Below are 25,917 nucleotides of genomic sequence, written 5' to 3'. Positions count from 1 at the left end.
ATGTTATAATATAAATATCGGAGGAAGATATGAAAATAATTATTTCGCCAGCCAAAAGTTTTAAGAAAAATAAGAATATAAAAACCGAACCACTTTTATTTAAAGAAAAGACAAAAATTTTAGTAGAAAAACTAAAAACTTACAACCTAAACGACATGGGAAATCTAAATAAAACCAACGATAAATTAACAGAAAAAGCTTATTTTGATTATCAGGAAATGAACTTAGAAAATTTGGACAATCCAGCAATTTTTGCCTATGACGGTTTGGTTTTTAAGCAATTTAATAAAAAAGATTTTGATGATTTAGCCTATTTAAACGATCATCTTTATATAATTTCAGCTTTATGGGGTTTGGCAAAACCATTAACTGGAATTTCCGATTATAGATTATATTTTGACAATCCAGACTTTGATTTGTACGAATTTTGGGGAGATTTACTCTACAAGGAATTATTTAAAGATGATGATTTGATAATAAATCTTGCAAGCAAGGAATATTCCAAAACAATCACTCCTTTTCTAAAGGATAAAGATAAGTTTGTAAGCCTTGATTTTAAGGATTATAGGAATGGAAAAGTAAAATCGATAGTTGCTTGGACCAAACAGATGAGAGGAAAGATGCTAAAAGAAATTATCAGCAAAAAAATAGATGATATAGATCAAATTAAGAAAATTGAAATAGATTCCTACAAATATCAGGAAGATCTATCAAAAGCTAATAATTTAGTTTTCCTTAGGAGAAATCGATGAAACTTCTACATTTGGCAGATCTTCACTTGGGAAAAGCTATTGGGAACTATTCTCTGATAGAAGATCAAAAATATTGCCTAAAGCAAATACTTGAAATAATTAGAAAGAGAAATGTAGATGTAATTATGATTGCAGGAGATATTTTCGATACGCAAATTTCAAGCGTTGAAGCTTTGACCTTGTATTCAGATTTTATTGAAGAAATAATTTTCAAAATGGGAAAAATTGTTCTTGCTATTAGTGGTAACCACGATTCCGCCAAAAGATTTGACGTAAATTCTAAATTTTATAAGGCTAATAATTATCATTTATTTGGCGAGTTCAAGGATGAAATAATAAGTCTTAAAGATGAATATGGAATAGTTAATTTTCATCTAATTCCCTTTATTTCTCTTAACCAGGGGAAAATTTTATTTGACGAAAATATAGAAAATTATACAGATATTTATAAAAAAATACTGAAAAAAAGAAAATTAAAAGATAGAAATGTCCTAATAAGTCATTGTTATGCCAATAAATACGCCATAGAAGAAGAAAATGCCTATAATCTTTGGCAAAAACCCTTATCAATTGGTGGATCGGATGCCATGGATGCCAATTTATTTATGGACTTTGATTATGTGGCGCTTGGCCATCTTCATAATAGACAATTTGTAATGGATCCTAAAATTAGATATGCTGGAACATTTATGAAATATTCTTTTGATGAGGTAAATAAAACAAAGTCTGTTACCCTTATCGATTTGACAGATAAATTAGAAATTGAAGAGATTGAAATAAATGCTTTAAGAGATTTTAGAATAATCACTGGCAAATTTGACCAGATTATCAAAGAAGAATCCTCAGATGATTATATAAAAGTCATCCTTGAAGATGATATGACTATTGAAAATCCTATGGCAAAGCTAAAAGAAAAATTCCCTAATATAGTGCAATTATCCTACAAAAATAGGGGAATATTCGATCTAGATAATGACTTTTCCATAGATTTATCAGCCAAAAATTCACTAGAATTATTTGAAGAATTTTATAAGTTTAAGATGAATGAAAAGTTGAATGATGAAGAAGAACAACTAATAAAAAGGGTGATATCATGAAGCCAATAAGGCTAAAATTTAGAGGATTTTTGACCTATAAAAATCAAATAGAAATAGATTTTACTAAACTTTACGACAAAAAAGTTTTTGTAATTTCTGGAGATACAGGTTCAGGCAAAACCTCTATTTTTGATGCAATTCAATATGGTCTTTACGGGGAAGTTTCAAGAGGGATTGATGTTTATAGTTTAAGAAGTGATTATCTTAACGAAAATGATCCCTATACTTTTGTCAATCTCACATTCAAAGTCGATGAAAAAATCTATGAAATAGAAAGAATCCCTAGTCAATTTGCCAAAAAAACCAAAGAAAATCAAAATATAAAAAATTCAGCAATCTTTTATGAAATAACAAATGAAAAGAAAATAATTGCTGAAAAAATAGGCGAAGTTAACGAAAAAATCAAGCAAATAATAGGACTAGATAAAAATCAATTTTCTAAGGTAATGCTACTAGCTCAAGGAGAATTTCAGGAATTTTTAAAGGCTAAATCAGATGATAGAAGTAAGATCCTTGGCGATATTTTTAAAACTTATGAATATAAAGAAATCCAAGAAAGGATTAAAAATGAGGCCTTAGAAGCAAATAAAAATATTGATATCATCGATAGAAGGCTTGAAGATGTAATTTATAAATACGATAATCTTTCAAAAAATATCAACAGGGAAGATGTTTTGGTTCATGATTTTGCTAATATCAAAAAAACCGTCAAGTCTTACCAAGAAAAAAATCAAGTAGAATACGAAATTTTAGAAAAAAATGAAAAAGATCTTTCAAAAAAAGAAAAACTCCTAATAGAAGATAGAGAAAAAGCCAAAATTCAAAATGAAAATATCGCAAAATATAAGCAAATAGCAAAAGATTTGGCAGAAAATTTATCAAAAAATGAAAAATACAAAAAATTAGACCAAGATTTGAAAAAAGCTAGCTATGGAGAAAATATTAAAATTTATTATCAAAGCTTTAATAAAGCCAAAGCTGATCTTGAAAAAGAAGAAAATGATTTAGGGAAATTAAAAGAGCTTTTTGTCGAAAATTCAATAAGATTAGAAGCAATTAAAAAAGACCAGATAATTTTTTTGAAAAAAGAAGAAGAATTGAACCTATTAAAAATATCTCTAAATGATAATAAAAAATTGTTAGATGATTTTAATGAATTTCAAATTATTAAAGAAAAATTTTTATCTATGGAAGAAGATGAAAAAGAAATAAAAAAAATTGATGGAAATATTATTCAACTAAATAACAATCTTAAAGAAAATAACGATAAATTTATCGACAAATCTAAAGAAATAAACCAATTAAAAGCAGATAAATTAGCCATTCAGGAATCAATTTACCAGGAAAAAAACAAAGAAGAAAGCATTAAAAATAAGCTTGATATAATAAAAGAAAATGAAAAAATTTTAGAAAAAATATCCGAAAATAAAAAACTAATAGAAATAAAAAAAGAAGAAAAAATAAAATTAGAAGAAAAACAAAAACTTTATTTTGAAAATCAAAGACTTATACAAATCAACAAATTTATTGATGAGCTAAATGAAAGCGGTATTTGCCCAGTTTGTAAAGAAAAACATCAGGAAAATTTTAGCAAATACCAAACTTTTGAAATTGATATTGACAAAGTAAATAGAAATATTGTACAAGTAAGCTCAGATATTGAAACTTTAAATAGCAAAAATAATTTATTCAAAAATTCCTTAAAAGAAGTTTTAGAAAAATCAGAACTTTTAAAAGAATTAGAAATTTTAGGAAAAAAATTAGCAGAAAAAGAAAATTCTTTAAAAGAAAATCAATTTTTAATTGAAAATATCGAGGAAGAATTAAAAAAATATAAAGTTAATGTCGCAGAAATTTCAGCAAAATTAGATGAATTTCAAAAAAATAAAAGCTATTTAGAAGAAAAAAACCAAGACTTTGAAAAAACAAAAATTTCTTACATGGCAAATAAAGAAAAGATGGAAGAAATTGATTCTAAATTATTAGCAGAAAAAATTGCTGAAAAGCAAAAATTAATAGCAAAAATCTCAAAAGAAATTGAAGAAAACAAAAAATTATACGATGAAATTAAGCTAAAAGATCAAGAGCTTAAAATAAATATGAAAAACACAAAGGAGCTAATTGAAAAAACAAAAGCAGATAAGATTTCTTACAAAGAAGATTTTGAAAAAAGAATGCTAGAAAAATTTGAAAATATAGAGGAATTTGAAAAATATCTAGACTTATTTGATGAAATTAATGCCTACAAAGATGAAATTACAAGTTTTTTCAAAGACCAAGAAAGACTAATCACTCTTAGTGAAAATTACATCCAATATAAGGATTTGGATATAATTGATACTAAAAAAATAGATGAAAATCTATCTGAAGTTAATGAATCTTTGTCAGATATAAGGGAGAAAAAGCTTAAAATAAATATAAATCTATCAAATATATATCAGACTATAAGTGATTTGGATGAAATTTCCAAATTATACGATGATAAGAAAAAAGATGCAGAAATTTTGGCAAAACTTTCAAAAGTTGCAAATGGATCATTTGGAAAAGTTTCAGGCAGAGAAAAAATCGACTTTGAAAGCTTCGTTCTTACTTATTATTTCGATAAAGTCTTATCTTACGCCAACAAAAGGCTAGATTCCATGTCAAATGGACAATTTATGATGGTTAGATCTTCAACTGGCAACGATTTAAGGCAAAAACAAGGTCTTGATATAGAAATTTTTGATTATAATACTGGCAAAAAAAGACCTTCCTCAACTCTTTCTGGTGGAGAATCTTTTTTAGCTTCTCTTGCCCTTGCTCTGGGCCTTTCAGATGAAATAAGCGCAGAAAATGGCTCGATAAAAATCGATACACTTTTTATCGACGAAGGATTTGGAACCTTGTCAGAAGATTATTTAAGCAATGTTATAGAACAAATTGAAAAACTTTCCTATGAAAATAAATTTATAGGATTAATATCTCATGTCAAGGAATTAAAAGATGCAATAGATGGGAAAATTCTTGTCACATACACAAGTAACCAGGGAAGTTTTATAGAGGTTAAAGCATGATAAATCTAATAATATCAAAATCTTCAAATAATAATAGCAAATTTATTTATAAAGAAATCGATGAAAATCTCTTAAAGGGCGAAAAATCTTTTTTGATAGTCCCTGAACAATACACTTTGCAATCTGATATAAATCTTTTGGAAAATGTTGATTTTACAACGATAATGGATGCCAAAGTCTTATCATTTTCTTCTTTTTGCCGCTATATAATTGATAGATCTGGTGGTTTTGATGGTGAAATATTAGGAAAAAATGGAAAACTCATGGTAATTACTAATATTTTAAAAGATATAAATGATGAGCTTATTTTATTTAAAAATGCCTATCAAAATATTGATTTTGTAAATGACCTAAAAGATTTAATTACAAATATAAAAGATAATAATTTCGATGAGGAATTTTTTAAGAAAATCGACAATGATCTTGAAGATGAGGTTTTAAAACTAAAATTTAGGGAAAGTAAACTAATTTTTGATGCCTATCAAAAAGCCATCAAGGATTACTTTATCGATGCTGAAGATATGGTAGAATTAGTTGTTGATAAGCTTGATAGCTGTGATTTTATAAAAGATGCTAATTTTTATTTTGACAAATTCGACTACGTTTCAGATATCAAGATGGACTTTATTGAAAAATTAGTGAAAATTTCAAAAAAAGTTAGTATTTGCCTAACTCTTGATAAAAATTTTATAGAAAATCCTCTTTCAAAAGACATTGAAATTTATGATATGGCAATTAAATTTTATCATCGCTTAAAGGAAATTGATCAAGTTCATGAGATTAATTTACAGTCAGAAATAAATAATAATGAAGACATAAGGCATCTTTGTACGAATTTTGAAAAATATAATCCCAAAATTTATGATAAAACACCAAAAAATATATATTTATTTGAATCAACATCTACAAAATCAGAAGTCGAAAATGTGGGATTAACTATAAATAAACTCATAGCAAAAGAAAAAATTCGTTATAAGGATATTGCAATTTACATAAGCGATCAAAGTGAATATGAAAATGAAATAAAAAAGATTTTTACAAGATATAATATTCCAATTTTTTTAAACAAAACCAATAAACTAATCAATAATCACATAATAAAAACTTTCCTATCTTGTTTAAGAATTGTGATTTACGGATTTGATTATCAGGATCTTTCATATTTTTTAAGGTCAAATATTTTTGATTTTGGAGAAAATGCCAACAAAAAAGCCATTACTTTGCAAAATTATCTACTTACAAGAAAAATAAAAGGCTCTATGTTTTTAGCTGATAAATATTTTCTTATGGATTATGAATTTTACCAAAAATTTTATGAAAATGATCCGCAAAAAGATGAGAAAATTAGCGCAATAGAAGAAGAATATGGATTTATAAATGATATCCGAAGTCAAATTCTTGATTTATTTTCAAAATTAATAGATCTTTCAAAAAAAGAATCTGAAAGCAAAGAAATAGTTACTGCAATTTATGAATTAATTAGCAATGAAAAATTTATTAGAGGAATTACAAATTATCAAAATATTTTAAATGAAAAATCTGACCTTGATAAATTCGAGGAAAATAGCCAGATTTGGGATAAATTTTTAGGAATTTTAGAAGAAATTGCAAGTCTTATGGGAAATAGAAAAAATAGTCTAAAAGATATTTACACTCTAATTTACGCCCTTTGTAACGACATTGAAATTGGAATTATCCCACCAAGCAAGGACCATTTGACTATCACAAGCTTTCAATCTCCAAGAATTCCTAACAAAAAAATAAATTTTGCCCTAGGCCTTAATGATTCATTTTTCCCGTCAAAAAGTGCCAGGGAATTTATTTTGGCAAAAGATGAAAAAGAAAAGCTTAAAAATATCGATCTAGATTTAAAGATTTACGAAGAGGATTTGGAAGAGAAAGAAAAATTAAATCTTTATAAGATGTTTGAAGGCTCGGATAAAATTTATCTAAACTATGCTCTAAGTGACAAAAATGGGGGAGGAATTAATAAATCTATCGTTTTAAATGGAATTTTAAATATTTTTCCAAAACTAAAGGCCTTTAATTTTACAAATATTTCCTTGGAAGATTTGAAATTTTCTAAAAATTTATCTACAAAATTTGCCATGAATAATTTATGGAAAATAAAATTAGGCGAAAATTTGGATAAGAAAAGCTTAGAATTTACAAAAGCTTTTAATAATTATCTAAAAAATTACGGTCTTTATGAAATTATTTTGGCAGCGCTTTTTTATTCCAATGACAAAAATAATTTGTCTTTAGCTACAGCGACAAATCTTTATTCGAAAAATCATTTTAATATCACAGAAATTGAAACTTATTCAAAATGCCCTTATAGATATTTCATAAATTATGGCTTAAAAATTGAAAGAGAACAGAATTTTGATGTGGATAATATGGAGCTTGGAACTATTGTTCATTCTTGCTATGAAGAAATTTCAAAGCTTATTAAGGATAAAAATTTAGAAGATATTACAAATGAGGATTTAGAAAATCTTATTGCCGATAATTTTAGCAAAAGTATAGAAAATAATTTGGATAAGGCTCGTAGAGATGATAAAAGAAATATTTTTATTTTAAACAATATTATAAAAAACACCAAAAACAATTCCAAAGAAGTTCTTGGCCAATTAAAATCTGGAGAGTTTAGAATTTCTGATGTAGAAGTGGATTTTGGTTATGGCAAAGAAAATGATCTGCCAAAAGTTTTTGTCGATGATAAAAATTATTTGAGAGGAAGAATTGATAGAATAGATAGAGCAGGAAATTTTCTAAGAATAATAGATTATAAAACTGGCAAAAAAACCTTTAAAATTGTTAATGTGCTAAATGGTCTTGATTTGCAACTGCTTGTTTATATGATTAGTGCCAAAGAAAGTGATAAAGAAATCACTCCAATCGGTTCATTTTATATGCCATTGGCTGATGAACTTTTAAAACTAAATGAAGTTTATGAAAAAAATAATCTTTCAGAAATTTATAGAGATAAATTTAGGATAAATGGCTTGATAGTAAAAGTTAATGAAGAAATTTTTCAGCTTATAGATAAGGATTTTACAGATATTAAAACTATGAATGTAATCGATCAGAAAAATACTGATATACTAAGCCTTGAAGAAGAAGAAATCTTGGAAAATTTCGCCAAAAAACTGGTAAGTTCTTATATCAAAGAAATTAAACTAGGAAATATCAAAATTAATCCGCTTAGATACAATGATTCAAGAAATGAATGTCAATATTGCGATTATAAGGGAATTTGTAAGTTTGATGAAAGTATAGATTTTGATAAATATAGGGATTTTGATTCTAAAAAAACTGTAAAAGATTTAGAAAACGAGGAGATTTAGATGGCTGATATTATTTATACACAAAGCCAATTAAAGGCTATAAAAACTAGAAATAAAAATATAATCGTATCAGCAGCTGCTGGCTCTGGCAAAACTAGGGTTTTAGTTGATAGGGTAATTGATTTGCTTATCAATGATAAAGTTGATATCGATAAGATGATTATTGTAACCTTTACCAACAAAGCCTCAATAGAAATGAAAGATAGGATCACAAATGAGATTGTAAAGCAAATTGAAAAGGATCCTTCCGGTAAATTTTTAAAAAATCAGCTAAAATTAATAAAGCATGCCCATATCCAAACGCTTCACTCCTTTGCCTCAGATATGTTAAGAGAATATTTTTATTTTTTCGAAAATTTATCTCCAAATTTCAAGGTTATAAGTGATTCTACCAATGTTTTGCTAAAGCAAAAAGCAATAGACCAAGTTTTTTCTGACCAATATGAAATAGGCGATGAAAATTTTCACGAATTTATTCACAATTTTTCAACTTCAAGAAACGACAAAGAAGCAAAAGATGTTGTTTTAAAGACCTTTGAGAAAAGTATGGCAGAAATAGATCCTCTATTTTGGCTAAAAGAGAAAACAAGTGGAATTTTTGATTTTGAAATTTTTAAAGATCAAATAAGGACTAGCCTTAAAGAAGTTTTAGAAAAAATAGAAGAAAATCAAAATTTAACAGAAAAATTTGCTCTAAGAGATGAATACAGAGATTTGTTTGCCGAAGATTATAATTTGGTAAATGAAAAGCTAAATCTGATTGAAAAAAATTGGGACTTATTTATTGAAGAAATTAACAAAATTAAGTTTAAGTCCATGGTCAGGGCAAGAAAAGATGAAAAAGATATCCAAGCAACCCTAAAAGCAACAAGAGATTTGTACAAGAAAAAAATTACAGACCTAGCAAGTCTTGTTTTAAACACAAATTCGGATATAGTTGAGAAATTTTCAATAAAAGAGACCAATATTTTAAAAGAACTAGAAATTCTTACAGAAAAATTCATGGATCTTTATCAGGCTTACAAAAAAGAAAAGTCCTATTTGGATTTTAACGATATGGAGCATTATTTTATAAAACTTCTAGATAATGAAAAAGCCTTGGGAATCCTAAAAGAAAGATTTATCTATATATTTTTTGACGAATATCAAGATAGCAACGAAATTCAAAACCATATAATTGAAAAATTAAAATCAGATGAGAATTTATTTTTTGTAGGGGATGTAAAACAATCCATCTACGGTTTTAGACGAGCAAATCCTAAACTTTTCCTAGAAAAACTTGATCTTTATGAAAATGATGGAGGAAAATCCACTAGAATTAACCTAAATGAAAATTTTAGAACCGATAAAGACATCTTAAATTTTGATAATTTTATTTTTGATAAACTTATGACCAAAAAATTTTCTGGAATTGATTACAAAAATGGTGGCCACAGGCTTAATCCCTCAAAAGAATTTGAAAGCTTAAAGGCAAAAAGTGAAATTCACATTTTGGATAAGGATCTGGATGAGGCAAATCATATTGCCCATGTTATCGAAGGATTGATTAGTGATGGTTATCAGTACAAAGATATAGCAATCCTTTTGCGTTCGGGAGCAAAATCCTACCAATATGAAAATGCTTTTAAAGATTTTGACATACCATTTTTTAACGATATTAGCAAAATTTCCTTTGGAGCAAGTGAAGTGGATTTTTTTACAAATATTCTAAAATATGTAGCAAATCCAAAGGATGACCTAAGTCTTTTGGCTGTTTTAAGAAGCGATATTTATAATTTTTCTGAAGATGATTTGGCAAAAATCAAACTTTATGGCAAAAAATCTAAGTTTTATGAAAATTTTGAAACTTACGATAAAGATGATGAAATTTTTGCAAAAATAAATGATTTTAAAACTGAATTTGAAGATTTTAGCTACCAATTATCGCTAATGAATCTTTATGAGTTTGGCAATTATATATTTGAAAAATCCACCTACTACACTTATCTTTTGGCTCGCGATAGGGCAAGTGATAGAGTTAATAACGTTGAAGCTTTTATAGAACTTATGAGCGAATATGAAAACGACAACGATGATGGAATTTATGGATTTTTGACTTATGTTGAAAATTTATCCTTATACCAAACTGATAACCTAAATGCAGTAAGAGAATTATCAGAAAATGAAAATTTGGTTAGAATTATGACAATTCATAAGTCCAAAGGTCTTGAATTTCCAGTTGTAATTTTGGCAGATACGGGAAAAAGATTTAACAACAAACATCTTAGCGCAAATATAGTTTTTGACGAAGAACTAGGCATTGGAATCAATGTTAGCGATTATGAAAATAAAGTAAAATTATCCTCTGTCAGAAGAGATTTGATAAATGAAAAAATCAGCTTGGATAATAAAAAAGAAGAAATGAGAGTTTTATACGTTGCCCTAACAAGACCAATAAATAAACTGATAATAGTTGGAGCAAAAAATCTAAAAAGTATTTCTAAAATCTATGGAAGAGATGATTACGAAAATATGACTTCATACATAGATTGGATTCTTGCAGTTTGTTCGACAGATCAAATTTCATCTGAAATTTTTGATGGGCCTTTTAAGACAAATTATTTTTCTAATGAAGTAAAAATTATGACCTATGATAAGGAGGAAGATTACAAAAAATTCAGCCTTAAAGACATAAGACCAATTCTTGAATCAGAGGATTATGAAAAGGCCCTTTATCAAAATTTTGTAAATTTATATGAAAAAGAATATGAATTTATCAATGATAGCAAGGAATCAATCAAAAAATCTGTAACAGAAATTACTAAAAATTTTAATCCAGAAAATGACGGCTATGAACTTCCGCTTTATGATAAAATTCCTTTAGCAAATGAATTTAGAAAAGCAAATTTCATCCTAGAAAAAAAAGAATTTAAGCCAACGGATATTGGAACAATAATCCACAAAGTTTTTCAAGGACTTACTTACAAAAATTACGATAAAAACTCATTAGATGAGGAATTTTCAAGGTTAATTAGAGAAAATAAAATAAAAAAAGAAGAATTAAAAGTTATAGAAAAAGATAAGATACTAAAATATTTTTCTAATCCTTCTATAAAAAACTTATACGAAAATGCTAAAGATATAAGAAAAGAAGAGTCGTTTTTGATGAAATACGAGGATTATTTTGTAAATGGTCAGATAGATTTGATCTTTGAGTTTAAAGATTATGCAGTAGTTCTCGATTTTAAAACTGATAGGATAATCAGACAAGATTTTTACGATAAACAACTAGCAATTTACAGAAGAGCAATCGAAGAAAGTCTAAAGAAAAAAGTTAGCAAATCATTAATATATTGGTACAATTTTGGGCAAATTGAGGAAATTTAAGGGGAATAAATCCCCTTAAAAAAATCCTCCGTTTATATGGATAATATCGCCAGTTATGTAACTTGCCTGATCAGAAATCAAATAATTTATCAAATCTGCAATTTCTTCTGGCTTTGCAAATCTATTGACTGACACTTCCTTTTTTAGTTCCTCTAATTCTTGGTAAGAAAAATCATTTCTCATCATATCAGTATCGACAATACCTGGAGCAACTGCATTTACCCTAATTCCAGAAGGAGCAAGCTCTTTTGACAAAGCTTTGGTAAAAGTGTTTATAGCCCCCTTGCTTGTCGAATACAAAGCTTCCATACTTGCACCAAAATCTCCCCAAATCGAACTCATATTAATAATAACTCCGTACTTGTTTTTTATCATATTGGGGATGGCCCTTTTGCTTGAAAGAAAAACTGAATTGAGATTTGTATTTATGACTTTCTTCCAAGTTTCAAATTCTATATCTTGAATCTGCGAAAAATGAGAAATCCCAGCGTTGTTTATGAGAATATCAACATGGGAGAAATTTTTCTCGGCAAGATCAAAAAGCAAATTCACATCATCTTCCTTGGAAACATCAGCCTTTACTGCGATGACATAAGGATTAGTTTTTCTCAAATTTTCTAATAATTTCATCGCCTCATCTTTACTATTATTATAATTTATTACTATTTTATATTCATTATTCAATCTTTGCGCGATAGCAGCACCGATACCACGAGAAGATCCTGTAATTAAAACTGTTTTCATGTTTTAATTATAACATAAAGAAAGAAAATTTTAAAAACAGAATTTCTCTAAAAAAATTAAAATATTTTTATAAATAACCAGCAAATTACTTTAAAGTATTGCAAATTTTTAACATTTATTATATAATTATATATAATAAATTAAAATAATAATATAAAATCTTGGAGGATAGTTAATGAAAAAAAACAATATATTAGCCCTAACTTTATCTGCAGGACTTGTTCTTGGAGGAGCATATCTTGTAGAAGCAAATCAAAATGTAGCTTATGCTCAGGAAGACCTATCAATTGATGTTGAAATTCCAAGAAAGGAAGCTGAAATTGATGGTCTAAAAGAAGATATAGCGAAAAAAAATGATGAGATTTCTAACTTAGAAAATCAAAAAGAAGACACAAGTAAAGATTATGATGAATATGATAAGATTTGGCCAGAACGTGATAAGCTATATAAAGAATATTTACCAATATTAACTGAGTTTAAACCAATACTAGCTAAGTACAAGGCTGAAGTAAAAAAATCAAATGAATTATACGAACAATGGAAGGCAGCAAATGATGCATATAAAGCTGATCCTAATAATAAGGAATTGGAAAAGAAAAAATCTGAACTTGCCTTCAAGTGGGGCGATCAAGAAAAGATAACCGCAGAAGCAAAAAAAGCTTATGATGAGTATCTTCCAAAAATTAAACCTTTAAGTGAAAAATTAGAAGAATTAGATAAACAACTTGATAAAATAGAAGCGGTATTAGACGAAAAAGAAGCTAAGAACAAAGAGATAAATGAAAAAATTGAAAAAATCAACAAAGAAAAAGAAGAAACTTCTGAAAAAATTAAAAATCTAGAAGAAGAAATAAGACAAATAAAGAAAAACAAAGCAATAGTAAGAGAAATTCTTGGTGATGAAGCTGATGTAGTTGGATATAATTACAGATCAGTAGAAACTACAAAAGATTCTGATAAGAAAGAAGAAAAGGGAATTTCTGCAGAAACTAGAGAAAAACTCCTAGAAGCAATCAGACAAGCAGAAATCAAAATAGAAGCTGTAAAATTCCTAAAAGAAAATACACCAAAGACAATAGCAAAAGTTGTTGACAAACTAGATAAACTTGTTGAAGAACAAGAAATCCTAATCAAAGAAGCAAAAGAATTACTTGCTAAGTATTAATAAAACACTTGTTTAAAACATTAATTTAATATAAAAGAAATATTACAAATCATTAAGACAAGATTTTCTTTATAAAAACTCGGGCTAAGGCTCGAGTTTTTATGTTAAATCAATATTTTCAAAAAAAGGAACTTTTGCAGAAGAAATAAATCGTCCCTTATCATTAGATGAAGCTTAAGGAAAAGACTCACTTACCGACAGGCTATACGCCTTCGTGTAAGTAAAAATTTTCTAGGAGAACACTCTAATGATGGGACGATATTTATTTATAGTTTTGCAACAATCCCATATTTTTATTAATTATTTGCTTTTTTATTTCTAATATATTTATCGATATTTTCTGCAGCTTTTTTACCAGCACCCATTGCTAGAATTACTGTTGCAGCACCACTTACAGCGTCACCACCAGCAAAAACTCCATCTTTTGTTGTCATTGTGGTATCTTCGTTTATGATGATTCCACCCCAAGATTCGGTTTCTATATCTGGGTTTGTTTGTTTGATAAGTGGGTTAGGTGTTTGACCTATGGAAACTATAACAGAATCAAATTCAACTTCTTCATATTCTCCAGTTGGAATAGGTCTTCTACGTCCAGATTTATCTTCTTCGCCAAGTTCCATTTTTTCAACTTTAACTGCACTTACCCAACCATCTTTGCCGATGATTTCTACTGGATTGTGAAGATTTAGGAAATTTATTCCTTCTTCCATAGCGTGGTGGCTTTCCTCAACTCTTGCAGGCATTTCTTCAAAAGATCTTCTATAAACAACAGTTACATCAGCACCAAGTCTTTTTGCAGATCTTGCAGCATCCATTGCAACGTTACCTCCACCAACTACGCAAACTTTTTTGCCTATATGAACTGGAGTATCGTATTCTGGGAATTTGTAAGCTTTCATCAAGTTCATTCTTGTCAAAAATTCGTTAGCAGAATAAACTCCATTTAGGTTTTCGCCTTCAATTCCCAAGAAAGATGGAAGACCAGCACCAGTTGATACATAAATTGCTTCAAATCCTTGATCAAATAGATCGTTTAGAGAAATTGTTCTACCAACTATTGTATTTGTTTGTAATTTTACACCAAGTCCAATTACGTTTTTAAGTTCTTTTTGTACTAATTGTTTTGGAAGTCTGAATTCTGGTATACCATACATCAAAACTCCACCAGCGGTGTGGAAGGCTTCAAATATTACAACTTGATAGCCAAGTTTTGCCAAATCTGCAGCTGCTGTTAAACCTGAAGGACCAGATCCAATAACTGCAACTTTTGCATTTTGGCTTGTTACTTCGACTGGTTTGTTGTAAGAATTATTCATATACCAATCGGCAACAAATCTTTCAAGTCTACCTATGGCAACTGGTTCGCCTTTTCTTCCTCTTGTGCAAACTCCCTCGCATTGATTTTCTTGTGGGCAAACTCTACCACAAATTGCAGGTAGGTTATTTGTTTGAGCTATTGCATCGTAAGCAGCTTCCAAATCATCGTTTACTACATGGTGGATAAATTCTGGTATATGAACTGATACAGGACATCCTGCCATGCAAGGTCTATTTTTACATTGGATACATCTTGTAGCTTCTTCTTTAGCCATTTCAAGAGTGTAGCCTAGAGTTACTTCTTTAAAATTTGTGTTTCTAACATTTGGGTCTTGTTCAGGTATAGGAACCTTTTTTAAACTCATATTAAATTTAGGCATTTCTTACCTCCCCAGTTAGTCTGCAAATATGTTCTTTTTCTTCTTTAATATAATTTTTTGCTCTATTCATTGCTTCAGCAAAATCTATCTTATATCCATCAAAATCTGGACCATCTACGCAGGCAAATTTCATTTTTCCGTCAACTGTAAGTCTGCAGCAACCGCACATTCCTGTTCCATCGACCATTATTGAGTTCATGCTAACTGTAACTGGAATTGCGTATGGGCGAGTAACTTCAACGACATTTTTCATCATAATAACTGGTCCTATTGTTAGGATGTGGTCGTACTTTTTGCCCTTATCGATATTTTCTTGTAAAATTTGTGTTACAAAACCATGGAAACCGTAGGATCCATCATCTGTTGTTATGTATAAATTTTCGCTAGCTTCTTTTAGCTCATCTTCTAAAAGAATAAGATCTTTTGTTCTAAAACCGATTATTACATCAACATGAGCGCCTATATCGTGTAGGTATTTAGCTTGTGGATAAGCAATTGCTGTTCCAAGTCCGCCTCCAACTACACAAACATTTTTGCCTTTAAGCTCATCAAGCTCTGTTGGAATTCCAAGTGGACCTACAAAGTCTAAGAATCCATCGCCAGCCTTAAGTTTATCCATTCTCATTGTTGTTGCACCGACAATTTGAACGATAATAGTAACATTTTCACCATCTGTTGATGATATGGTAAAAGGAACTCTTTCACCTTTTTCGTCTAATCTTAATATAATAAATTGTCCTGGCAAAGCTCTTTTAGCAATATCAGGAGCGTTAACTACAAATTTTATAGTATTATCATTTAAGTTAGTTTTTTCAATTATTCTTGCCATTATTCCCTCCCATATTATAATAACAAATGACTTTAGAAATTTCAACTAATCACTACTTATTTTATAGTAAATTCATAGTAAAATGGTAAGGTATATGTGTTATTAAAAATATTAAAGGAGTTTAGATGAAAAAGAAAACTTATAGCAATAAATATCTTATAAAAAGATTTTTGCCTTACTATAGACCTTATAAAAAAATATTAACAGTAGATCTTATTTCTGCTTCACTTACTACAGTATCAGGTTTGCTTTTACCTATATTACTTTCTTATCTAACAGATTGGGCGCAATTGGGCTTACTTGATGCTAGTAGACTTATTAAGGTAGGAATCGTCTTTTTAGTTTCTAAAATTATTGAAATAGCTGCAAAATATTTTATGCAATCCTTAGGCCATATCATGGGCGCAAGGATTGAACGAGATATGAGGGCAGATGTTTTTAACCATTTATTAACTATGGATACAGAATTTTTCAACGAAGCAAGAATTGGTGCTTTGATGAGTAGAATAACGACAGATTTGTTTGATATTACAGAATTTGCTCACCATGTACCCGAGGAGTTTTTGGTTGGCATGATAAAATTGATCTTCTCCTTTATGGTTTTACTTACAATAAATTGGCAACTGGCCCTTGTAATTTATTTGATTATTCCTTTGATGTTTGTAATTTCTACAAATAAAAGGCGTAAATTTAGACAAGCGACTATGAATGTCAAAAAACAAATTGGAGATATAAATTCTTCAGTTGAAGATACATTTTTGGGAATTTCTGTTGTAAAATCTTTTGCCAATGAAGAGATCGAAAAAGGTAAATTTAAGGTTGATAATAATAAATTTGTCGATATTAAAAAAGATAGATATTTTGATATGGCTGGATTTTTCATGATAAATGAAATTTTTTCAGGACTAATGTATGCTATCTTAATTTTCCTTGGTGGATATTTTGTTTTAAATAAAAAAATTACTCCAGGAGATCTTATAGCTTTTGTAATGTATCTAAATATGCTGGTTGCAACAATAGAAAGACTTATTAATTTTACCGATGTCTACCAAGCTGGCGCTACCGGTATTGAAAGATTTGTCGACATTATGGATATGACAAGCAATATTTTTGACCATGATAGAGCCATTGAATTAGCAGATGTTAAGGGCAAAATTGATTTTGAAAATGTGTATTTTAAATATCCAGAAACTCAAGATAATGAGCCTTATGTCCTAGAAGATATTTCTTTTTCAGTTGATGTTGGTGAAAATATAGCCCTAGTTGGTCCATCTGGTGCAGGCAAAACAACAATTTCGAAATTAATCCCAAGATTTTATGATATAGAAAGTGGAAATATTAAAATCGATGGAAAAGATGTTAGAGATCTAACTTTAGAATCTTTAAGAGATAATATTGGAATTGTCCAACAAGATGTGTATTTATTTAGCGGAAGTGTTAGAGATAATATTAGATATGGCAAGGAAGATGCAAGCGAAGAAGAAATCGAAAGAGCTGCTGAACTTGCAGGAGCAACAGAATTTATCAAAGATTTGCCTTATGGATATGACACATATATTGGAGAGCGTGGAGTAAAACTTTCTGGCGGTCAAAAACAAAGAATTTCAATTGCAAGAGTATTTTTGAAAAATCCACCAATTCTAATCCTAGATGAGGCAACAAGTGCTTTGGATAATAAGAGCGAAGCAATTGTTCAAAAATCACTAGAAATTTTATCAAAAGGAAGGACTACTATAACAATAGCTCACAGATTATCTACAATTATTAATGCAGATGAGATTTTAGTTTTGACCTATGATGGTATAGTTGAAAGAGGAAGCCATAAACAATTATTAGATCAAAAAGGAATCTACTACAATTTGTACTATAGCAACAACAAGGACTTGTTTGGTTAAATTTTAGTTTTCCTTATATTAAATCTTAAAATCTTTTATAGAATGGAGAAATAATATATGAAAAAGATTTTTGGAAAAATAATACATGGACTAGCAACTGGAATCGGGAGCTTTTTCAACGTTTTAATAAATATAATGAACGTAATTGTTGTAACCTTTGAAGGGATAAGACAATTGCTTTTGATGTTATTTATTGTAGGATGTTCTACTATTTTTATATTCCCTATAATTCCACTACTTTTGCCAAAAGAAGCCATGTATTTTATATTTGCGGTAATTTTTATACCAATTCTTGGACCAAAATTTATCTCTCTATTAAGATATGCCAATTATACACTAACAGAATGGATGTATGATAGGGCTGACTCTATGATAACAGGCCAAAAAGTGGGCTACGAAAGTATATCCGATTATTCAAATAAATACAAATATGAACAAGAACAAGCTCAAAGAAGAGCAAGAGAAGAAGCTGCCCGTCGCCAACAAGAAGAGATGAATAGAAGATTTGAAGAATTTATGAGAGGATTTTCTTATACAAATTCAAATGCTTACGGCGAATATTATCAAAATGATTATAATAATCAAGGCTATGGTGGCGCTTATAATGGCCCACAAAATATTGGTTTTAAGGAAAAATACGAAAAATCTTGTCAAACCCTAGGTCTTGGCTATGACACAGACATCTACCAAGTAAAACTAAATTACAGGAAATTAGCTAAAAAATATCATCCAGATATAAATAAAGATCCAAATGCAACTGAGATGTTTACGAAAATTAACCAAGCTTATGAATTTTTGACAGAAGAAAATATCAAAAAATATAAGCAAAATTTCAGTTAGGTAAAAATTATGACATACGACAATATTAGCACCCTAGAAGAAGCCTTCATTTTATCGGAAATTGCTGCAGGAACAGGAGCAATGATGCTCGCAAATGGTGCGGAAACATACAGAGTTGAAGATACTGCGGAAATAATGTTAAGGTCAAATAGTATGATAAAAGATGTGGATGTTTTTGCAACTTTCAATGTTATAATAATTTCTTTTTCTTATAAGGGCCAAGTTCACACCAATGTCAGAAGAGTTAAGTCAAGATCCAATAATCTTTATTATGTAGATAAGCTAAATAATTTTTCTAGAGAGTTTTCTTTGGGAAAGTATTCACTTAAGCAAGCCATCGAGGAAATTGATAAAATTAAGAAATCAGAAGGCACTTCTAGAAATTTAAAAATACTTGGAGCAACTCTTGCAGCTGGCGCCTTTTCTTTGCTAATTGGTGCAGGTATTAAGGAAGTAATATTTTCATTTTTGGTTGGATTTTTAGGTTATGTCTTTTCTTTATTTTTGGAAAATAACAAGTTAAGTTATTTTGTAGTTCATTTTTTATATGGACTTTTGATTTCAAGCTTGACCTTGATAATTGATAGTCTTATTCCAATAAGCGTAAATGTCGTAATAATAAGCTCGCTTATGGCTTTTTTGCCGGGAATTATGATAACAAATGCGGTTAGAGATTTAATGAGTGGAGATGCACTTAGTGGAATGACTGGAGCAAGCCTTGCAATTTTAATATCAATTGCTCTAGCACTTGGGGTTGCAATGCCACTTGGATTGTTTGGGTTTTTAAAAATATGAGATACGTATTAGAATTTATAATAAGTTCACTTTCATCAATAGGTTTTGGTTTAGTATTTTCTATTCCCAAAAAAGCTTTGCTAGTTGCAGGATTAAACGGGGGAATTGGTTGGATTATATATAGACTTACCCTTAATTATAGTGGTAGCATATATTTTGCAACTTTTTTGTCTTCGCTTTTAATAGCGTCAATTGCAGAAATCCAAGCAAGAAGACTTAGATATCCAGCCTCAATTTTTAACATTCCAGGAATTATTAACCTATGCCCTGGAGAAGCCATATACAATACCATGAGTAGCTTTATCAATGGACATTCTGATATTGCTATCAGTTATTTTTATAAGGCTGTTGTAATAGCTGGAGCTATTGCATTTGGAGTTTTGTTAGCAAGTTCATTTTCTAAGTCATTAAAAAGCTATAGAATTAGACAAAGCAAAAGAACCAACTATTTAGGAGATTATAAATGATAAGAGAAATATATTTGGCTGGTGGATGTTTTTGGGGAATGGAAGCCTATTTTAAGACAATTGATGGAATTATTGATACCGAAGTAGGTTATGCAAATGGTAAGACAGAAATTACTAATTATAGAAGGGTGAAAGAAACTGACCACGCTGAAACTCTCCACATTTTATATGACGATAAAATAATAACTTTTGAAAAAATCCTCGAATATTTTTACTATATAGTAGATCCTTTTAGCATAAATAAACAAGGAAATGACAGAGGTAGACAGTATAGGACTGGGATATTTTTGACTAGTACAAGCGATTTAGAAAAAGCTATTAATTTTATTGGCAAAAAACAAGAAAAAGAGAAAAATAAAATCGTAATAGAAGTAGAAAAATTAAAAAACTTTGCCATAGCTGAAGATTATCATCAGGACTATTTAGACAAAAATCTAAATGGTTATTGTCATATAAATATTAACGACAAACCAGATATATAACTTGATTTTTCTTTGCTATACATTATAATAATTATGCTATAACTTAAAGGAGGAGAGAATGAAAAATAAATTTTTAAGTAAGTTATCACTAGCGCTAATTGCTATCTTTGCATTAACTTCTTGTGGAGCTGATAATTCAAACAAAGAAGAAAGCAAAACAGAAGAAACAAAAGTAGAAGAAAGTGCGCAAACAAAGGCAAATGAAGAAACTACTGAAGATAGCGACAAAAAAGAAGAAGCTAACAAAGATGAAGAAAAAGCAGCAACTAACTTTGATGGCAGAACTCTAAATGTAGTTGCAACAAGTGAATCTTATGTTCCACTTTTTGATGAATTTACCAAAGAAACTGGAGCAAAGGTAGAATTTCTATCTATGTCAAGTGGAGAAGTAATTTCAAGAACAAAAGCTGAAGGCAAGCCAATGGCTGACTTATGGTTTGGGGGTGGACTTGATGCATTTATGGCAGCAAAAGATGATGGACTTTTAGAAAATTATCAATCTGAAATGACAGATAAATTGCCAGAAGAATACAAAGATAAAGATGGTTTCTATTTCTCAAAAGGACTTACAGTAGTAGGATTTTTGTTAAATGATTCTATTCTTAAAGAAAAAGGACTAGAAGCACCAAAATCTTGGAAAGATTTAGCAGATCCAAAATATAAGGGCGAAATAATTATGAGTAACCCAGCTATTTCTGGAACAAACTATGCTGCACTAAAAGGACTTCTTGACCTATATGGCGAAGAAGAAGGTTGGGATTTATTTAGCAAAATCAATGACAATATAGACTTCTATTCAAAAAGAGGAAAAGATCCTCAAGAAAAAACAGCTCAAGGTGAATTTGCTATAGGAATTATTCCTGTTGACAAAATGGCTTTTGACACTGCAAAAGATAACAATCTAACAGTTGTTTATCCAGAAGATGGTATTGCTTGGGTTCCAGAAGGCGTAGCAATCTTTAAAGATAGCGAAAATGCTGATGTGGCTAAAGCTTTTGTTGACTTTATGCTAGGCGAAAAAGCTCAAGGCATGATAGCTGAAATAGATGGAAAAGATTCTAACCAACTTATAGTTCCAGGAATTGAGGGTCTAGACTTAGGTTTACCAAAAGATAAACTAATCAAAGAAGATCTATCAACATTTGGTTCTATGAGAGAAGAAGTGCTAAACAGATTTAAAGAACTTGCTGGAGATAAAGCAAGCGAAAAATAAATTTTAAAAATTGTGGGGCTGATATATCAGCTCCATATTTGTATATAGAAAATTATGAAAAAATCAAAAAAAATAAACTTAATAGATTTTAGCCTTGAGCTTTTACTTGCTTTGTCCGTTATTTTATTTATACTGATGCCATTTTTAAGCGTATTTAGAGAAAGCTTAATAATAGATGGATCTTTAAATTTCAAGTACTATAAGGATATTTTAGCCAATAAAAACTTACTATATAATTCTTTGAAATTAGGAATATTAACATCTCTACTATCTCTCATAACTTCTGTGATAGTATCTGTTTACACATATTTATCAGATAAAAAAATCCAAAAAATTATTAACGTAATTTTGGCAATTACACTTATCAGTCCTCCCTTCGTAACAAGTCTAAGTTATATAAATTTATTCGGCAGAAGAGGTTTTATCACTTACAATATTTTGCATTTAAGTTTTAATCCATATAATATGTGGGGCGTTTCCTTTATGCAAACCCTATCTTTTTTATCCCTAAATTGTCTAGTTTTGTTGGGCTTGTTAAACAATATGTCAAAGGATATTTTAAACTCAGCAAGATCTTTGGGAGCTGATACAAATTCAATAATAATTGATATAATAATTCCACAACTAAAAAATGGACTTATAACAGTTTTCCTTTTAAGCTTTTTTAAAGCGATGTCAGATTTTGCAACGCCTTCAATTATAGGTGGCAAATTTAACGTATTAGCGCTAGAAAGTTATTTTGAAGTAATAGCAAATGGAAACCTTGCTAAAGCAAGCACACTAAACATTCTTCTATTGTTTCCGATACTACTTGTTTTCATTATTTCAAATATTTTTAATAAAGAAAAAACATTGGTCGCTAATTCTTACGCTCAAAATGACGTTAATATAAAAAGAGATGGCTTCATATTTAAAATCTTTAGAGTTCTTTCTATCTTTATTTTGCTATTGTTAGTTTTGCTTTATGGATCGATTATTTTAAGTGCTTTCAGCAGAATGAAAAATGGACATTTGATTTTAACTTTGGAAAACTTTGCAAAAACTAGAAATTATATAAACAAGGCCATGCTAAGATCTGTCATATATAGCTTGATTTCGGCATTTTTTGGAACTTTAATAGGACTTTTAATAGGCTACTATATAATAATAAAAAATAGCAAGTTTATGAAAATCATCGATGTTTTTTCAAACTTACCTTATATAATTCCTGGCACATTTTTTGGATTGGGATATTTGTTGTATTTTAAATCCCCTCCAATTATGATTACTGGCACAAGTATAATTGTAGTCTTAAATGTTTTGTTTAAGCAATTACCATTTTCTAGTAGGGTTGGAAATGCAGCTATGAAATCAGTTGATCCTGGAATCGTAAACTCAATTAGAGATTTAGGTGGCAATACTTTTTATGAAATAAAAGATGGAATTATCCCAAATATAAAAGCTTCCATTAGAATTTCACTGATAAACTCATTTGTAACAACAATGACAACCGTTGGATCCATTATATTTTTAGTTTATCCAGGAAAAAAACTTATGACTCTAGTAATGTTTGATGTTATTAATAGTGGCAAGTACAACGAGGGATCAGTAATAGCGCTATTGATTATGATAATTTGTTTATTATTTACCCTGGCAATAAATTTATTATTTAGACAATCGCAAAATAAGTTGAGGTTTAATGATGTATTTAGAAATTAAAAATCTTTCAAAAACATATGGAAAAAATAAAGTCCTAGATGATATTAATATAGATCTTGAAAAAGGTAAATTTCTTTGTTTACTAGGACCTTCAGGATCTGGGAAAAGTACGATTTTACATGCTATTGGCGGTTTTATTGATCATGAGGGAAGTATTTTTTTAGATGAAGAAGATATAACAGACAAAGATCCAAATGATAGAAAAGTTGCGACAGTTTTCCAAAGTCTAGGCTTATTTTCTCATATGACAGTTATGAAAAACGTAATGTATGGTCTAAAATTTAATCAAAAATCCTTAACCAACAAAGAAAAAGAAGATCTAGCCTTAAAAACCATAGAGATGGTGGGGCTTAAAGGATATGAAAATAGAAAACCAAGTGAACTTTCTGGTGGAGAAAAACAAAGAGTTGCCCTAGCAAGGAGTCTTGTAGTAAAACCCAAAATCTTACTAATGGATGAGCCTTTTAGTGCACTAGATCAAAAACTTAGAGAAAGAATGCAACTTGAAATAAGAAAAATTCACAAGGAATTTAAGCTTACAACAATTTTTGTAACCCACGATCAAGCTGAAGCCTTCAAAATGGCTGATGAAGTCATAGTATTAAACAAAGGGAAAATTATAGACAGAGGAAATCCTTCAAAAATTTATAATCATCCTTCAAACAAAGAAAGCTTAGATTTTATTGGTCAAAAAAACTTTGTAAATGATTCCTACGTAAGACCTGAAAAAATCACATTTGCAGATGATGGAGAAGAATTTACCATCACAGACATAATATTTGTTGGAAGTTTTGTTGAACTATATCTATCAAATGATTTGCGAAAGTTAAAAATGCTAACATTAAACAATAATTTTGACAAGAAAATAGGAGATAAAGTTAAAGTATCATACGAAATGGAAAAAATATCATGAAAATATTGCACGTTTTAACTCAACTTCCTGCCAAAACTGGAAGCGGAGTTTATTTTACAAATTTAATAGAAAGTTTAAATCAACTAGGCATTGAAAATGCAGCGGTATATGGCTATGAAAAAGAACATGACCTTAAAGTAAATTGCAAAATTTCTTTGCCAGTTACCTATAATACAGAAGAACTTCCCTTTAGAATTTGTGGAATGAGCGATGAAATGCCTTACGAATCTACCGTTTATTCAGAAATGACAGATGAGCAGATTGAAATTTTACTAAAAGCTTTTAAAAAAAGATTAATAGAAATCAAGGAAGAATTTAAGCCGGATCTTGTAATAACCCACCATTTATTTTTCATAAGCGATTTGGTAAGAGAAATTTTCGATAAGGAAAAAGTCGTTGGCATATCTCATGGAACAGACATTAGGCAAATAAAAAAACATAAGAAATTTCTAAAAAGACTAAGCCACATAAAAGATCTAGACTATGTATTAACAGTAACAGACAAAGAAGATGAAGCTATTATCAATTTATTAAAGATAGATCCTAGCAAAATTCATAACGTTGGTGGTGGATATAACGATAAAATATTTTATCCGCCAAAATTTACCCACGTTAAAGATACAATAGATTTAGTCTACGCAGGCAAAGTTAGTCAGTCAAAAGGTGTTTTTGAACTTTGCAAAACATTGCCGATACTTGAAAAAAAATATCCAAATATCAAATTATATATAATTGGAAATGCTAGCGAAGAATCAATTCATTTAATGAAAGAATCCGCCAATTACTCAAAAAGACTTATAATTTGCCATGCACTTGATCAGAAAAAATTAGCACATTTGCTTCGAGAATCTGACATATTTATCTTACCATCATACTTTGAAGCCTTGGGATTAATTGCAATAGAAGCACTAGCCTGCGATAGACTCGTGGTAGCAAGTCATATAGATGGATTAATAGAAACATTAGGAGAAAAAATAAAACAAGCAAAAGTTATAGAATTTACAGAGCTACCAAGAATTTACGACATAGACAAGGCTTATGAAGAAGACAAAGAAGCTTACGTAGAAAGACTTAGCATAAATATAGAAAAACAAATTAAAAGAATAAATCAAAGTTTGTTCACAAAAGAAGTAAGAGAAGAAATAAAAAGCTTATCTTGGTCAAATATAGGAAATAAAATACTAAAAATAATAAAAAATTAAAAAAGTATTGACAAAAAAAATAAATCTGGTATTATATATCTTGTCGTTAACAAGCGACAAAAGAACCGGATAAGAAAACTTATCCAATAAATTAAATAGTAATTAAACAAAAATCAATTAATTTGAGTAACCTTATAGACAAAAACAAATTGTCTAAAAAATGATTTCAATCTATGATAAATGGATGGATAAACTTAAATCACGCATTGATAAAAATCAGTGTAAATGAATTAAAGAGCTTGAATCAAAAGCTCTCATATAAATTTTCATGAGAGTTTGATCCTGGCTCAGGATAAACGCTGGCGGCGTGCATAACACATGCAAGTCGAACGATGAAACTCATTTGAATTCTTCGGAAT

Annotated in this window: 18 protein-coding genes and 1 rRNA gene; 16 read left to right on the top strand and 3 right to left on the bottom strand. The window is 29.2% G+C overall.

The features are described 5' to 3' along the window. Positions 1-29 precede the first annotated feature (29 nt). The 5 genes from CS884_RS00185 to CS884_RS00165 are packed head-to-tail and all read left to right on the top strand — an operon-like array spanning position 30 to position 11,618. Entirely contained in the window at positions 30-752 is a 723-nt protein-coding gene (locus CS884_RS00185; protein ID WP_099320132.1) for a YaaA family protein, read from the top strand. After that, complete coding sequence (locus CS884_RS00180; protein ID WP_099320131.1) at positions 749-1,849, top strand: exonuclease SbcCD subunit D; 1,101 nt, start codon at positions 749-751, stop codon at positions 1,847-1,849. The genes CS884_RS00185 and CS884_RS00180 overlap by 4 nt, the downstream gene beginning before the upstream one ends. Next, positions 1,846-4,902: an AAA family ATPase gene (locus CS884_RS00175; protein ID WP_099320130.1), complete on the top strand. Its 3,057-nt coding sequence runs from the start codon at positions 1,846-1,848 to the stop codon at positions 4,900-4,902. The genes CS884_RS00180 and CS884_RS00175 overlap by 4 nt, the downstream gene beginning before the upstream one ends. Next, positions 4,899-8,252 carry a PD-(D/E)XK nuclease family protein gene (locus tag CS884_RS00170; RefSeq protein ID WP_099320129.1) on the top strand — a complete coding sequence of 1,118 codons (3,354 nt, stop codon included), beginning with the start codon at positions 4,899-4,901 and terminating at the stop codon, positions 8,250-8,252. The genes CS884_RS00175 and CS884_RS00170 overlap by 4 nt, the downstream gene beginning before the upstream one ends. Next, positions 8,253-11,618: a UvrD-helicase domain-containing protein gene (locus CS884_RS00165; protein WP_099320128.1), complete on the top strand. Its 3,366-nt coding sequence runs from the start codon at positions 8,253-8,255 to the stop codon at positions 11,616-11,618. 15 nt (positions 11,619-11,633) lie between these two features. Here CS884_RS00165 and ymfI read toward each other — a convergent pair whose 3' ends face one another. Continuing rightward, on the bottom strand, positions 11,634-12,362 hold the full coding sequence (gene ymfI / locus CS884_RS00160) for an elongation factor P 5-aminopentanone reductase (protein WP_099320127.1): 729 nt from the start codon (positions 12,360-12,362) through the stop codon (positions 11,634-11,636). Positions 12,363-12,537: 175 nt separating this feature from the next. Between ymfI and CS884_RS00155 the strand changes: the two genes are divergently transcribed. Beyond that, positions 12,538-13,527 carry a hypothetical protein gene (locus CS884_RS00155; protein WP_099320126.1) on the top strand — a complete coding sequence of 330 codons (990 nt, stop codon included), beginning with the start codon at positions 12,538-12,540 and terminating at the stop codon, positions 13,525-13,527. Between the two features lie 296 nt (positions 13,528-13,823). Here CS884_RS00155 and gltA read toward each other — a convergent pair whose 3' ends face one another. Both gltA and CS884_RS00145 read right to left on the bottom strand, forming a co-directional pair. Further along, positions 13,824-15,224: an NADPH-dependent glutamate synthase gene (gene gltA / locus CS884_RS00150; RefSeq protein ID WP_099320125.1), complete on the bottom strand. Its 1,401-nt coding sequence runs from the start codon at positions 15,222-15,224 to the stop codon at positions 13,824-13,826. Beyond that, a complete protein-coding gene (locus CS884_RS00145; protein ID WP_099320124.1) occupies positions 15,217-16,053 on the bottom strand; it encodes a sulfide/dihydroorotate dehydrogenase-like FAD/NAD-binding protein in 837 nt (278 codons plus the stop codon). The genes gltA and CS884_RS00145 overlap by 8 nt, the downstream gene beginning before the upstream one ends. A 125-nt stretch (positions 16,054-16,178) precedes the next feature. Here CS884_RS00145 and CS884_RS00140 point away from each other — a divergent pair, with 125 nt between their 5' ends. From CS884_RS00140 to CS884_RS00095, 10 genes are all read left to right on the top strand, one after another. Continuing rightward, entirely contained in the window at positions 16,179-17,948 is a 1,770-nt protein-coding gene (locus tag CS884_RS00140; RefSeq protein WP_099320123.1) for an ABC transporter ATP-binding protein, read from the top strand. Positions 17,949-18,005: 57 nt separating this feature from the next. Then, a complete protein-coding gene (locus CS884_RS00135) occupies positions 18,006-18,788 on the top strand; it encodes a J domain-containing protein (RefSeq protein ID WP_099320122.1) in 783 nt (260 codons plus the stop codon). 9 nt (positions 18,789-18,797) lie between these two features. After that, positions 18,798-19,583, top strand: a complete 786-nt coding sequence (locus tag CS884_RS00130) for a threonine/serine exporter family protein (RefSeq protein WP_099320121.1) — start codon at positions 18,798-18,800, stop codon at positions 19,581-19,583. Beyond that, on the top strand, positions 19,580-20,050 hold the full coding sequence (locus CS884_RS00125) for a threonine/serine exporter family protein (protein WP_099320120.1): 471 nt from the start codon (positions 19,580-19,582) through the stop codon (positions 20,048-20,050). The genes CS884_RS00130 and CS884_RS00125 overlap by 4 nt, the downstream gene beginning before the upstream one ends. Next, positions 20,047-20,532, top strand: a complete 486-nt coding sequence (msrA, locus tag CS884_RS00120; protein ID WP_099320119.1) for a peptide-methionine (S)-S-oxide reductase MsrA — start codon at positions 20,047-20,049, stop codon at positions 20,530-20,532. The genes CS884_RS00125 and msrA overlap by 4 nt, the downstream gene beginning before the upstream one ends. Before the next feature lie 58 nt (positions 20,533-20,590). Next, the gene (locus CS884_RS00115) at positions 20,591-21,745 is read left to right on the top strand and encodes an ABC transporter substrate-binding protein (RefSeq protein WP_099320118.1); all 1,155 of its coding nucleotides are present in this window, start codon (positions 20,591-20,593) and stop codon (positions 21,743-21,745) included. A 54-nt stretch (positions 21,746-21,799) separates the two neighbouring features. After that, on the top strand, positions 21,800-23,443 hold the full coding sequence (locus CS884_RS00110) for an iron ABC transporter permease (RefSeq protein ID WP_099320117.1): 1,644 nt from the start codon (positions 21,800-21,802) through the stop codon (positions 23,441-23,443). Further along, positions 23,424-24,356, top strand: coding sequence for an ABC transporter ATP-binding protein (locus tag CS884_RS00105; RefSeq protein ID WP_257875709.1), 933 nt, complete (start codon positions 23,424-23,426; stop codon positions 24,354-24,356). The genes CS884_RS00110 and CS884_RS00105 overlap by 20 nt, the downstream gene beginning before the upstream one ends. Then, on the top strand, positions 24,353-25,558 hold the full coding sequence (locus tag CS884_RS00100; RefSeq protein ID WP_099320116.1) for a glycosyltransferase family 4 protein: 1,206 nt from the start codon (positions 24,353-24,355) through the stop codon (positions 25,556-25,558). The genes CS884_RS00105 and CS884_RS00100 overlap by 4 nt, the downstream gene beginning before the upstream one ends. 264 nt (positions 25,559-25,822) lie before the next feature. Beyond that, positions 25,823-25,917: ribosomal RNA gene (locus tag CS884_RS00095) — 16S ribosomal RNA — on the top strand; the annotation flags it as partial.

The organism is Anaerococcus sp. Marseille-P3625, assembly GCF_900232825.1.
In the GTDB taxonomy this organism is placed as follows: domain Bacteria; phylum Bacillota; class Clostridia; order Tissierellales; family Peptoniphilaceae; genus Anaerococcus.
The sequence above is the reverse complement of the archived record's forward strand: the minus strand, read 5'-3'. Positions and strand labels throughout refer to the sequence as shown.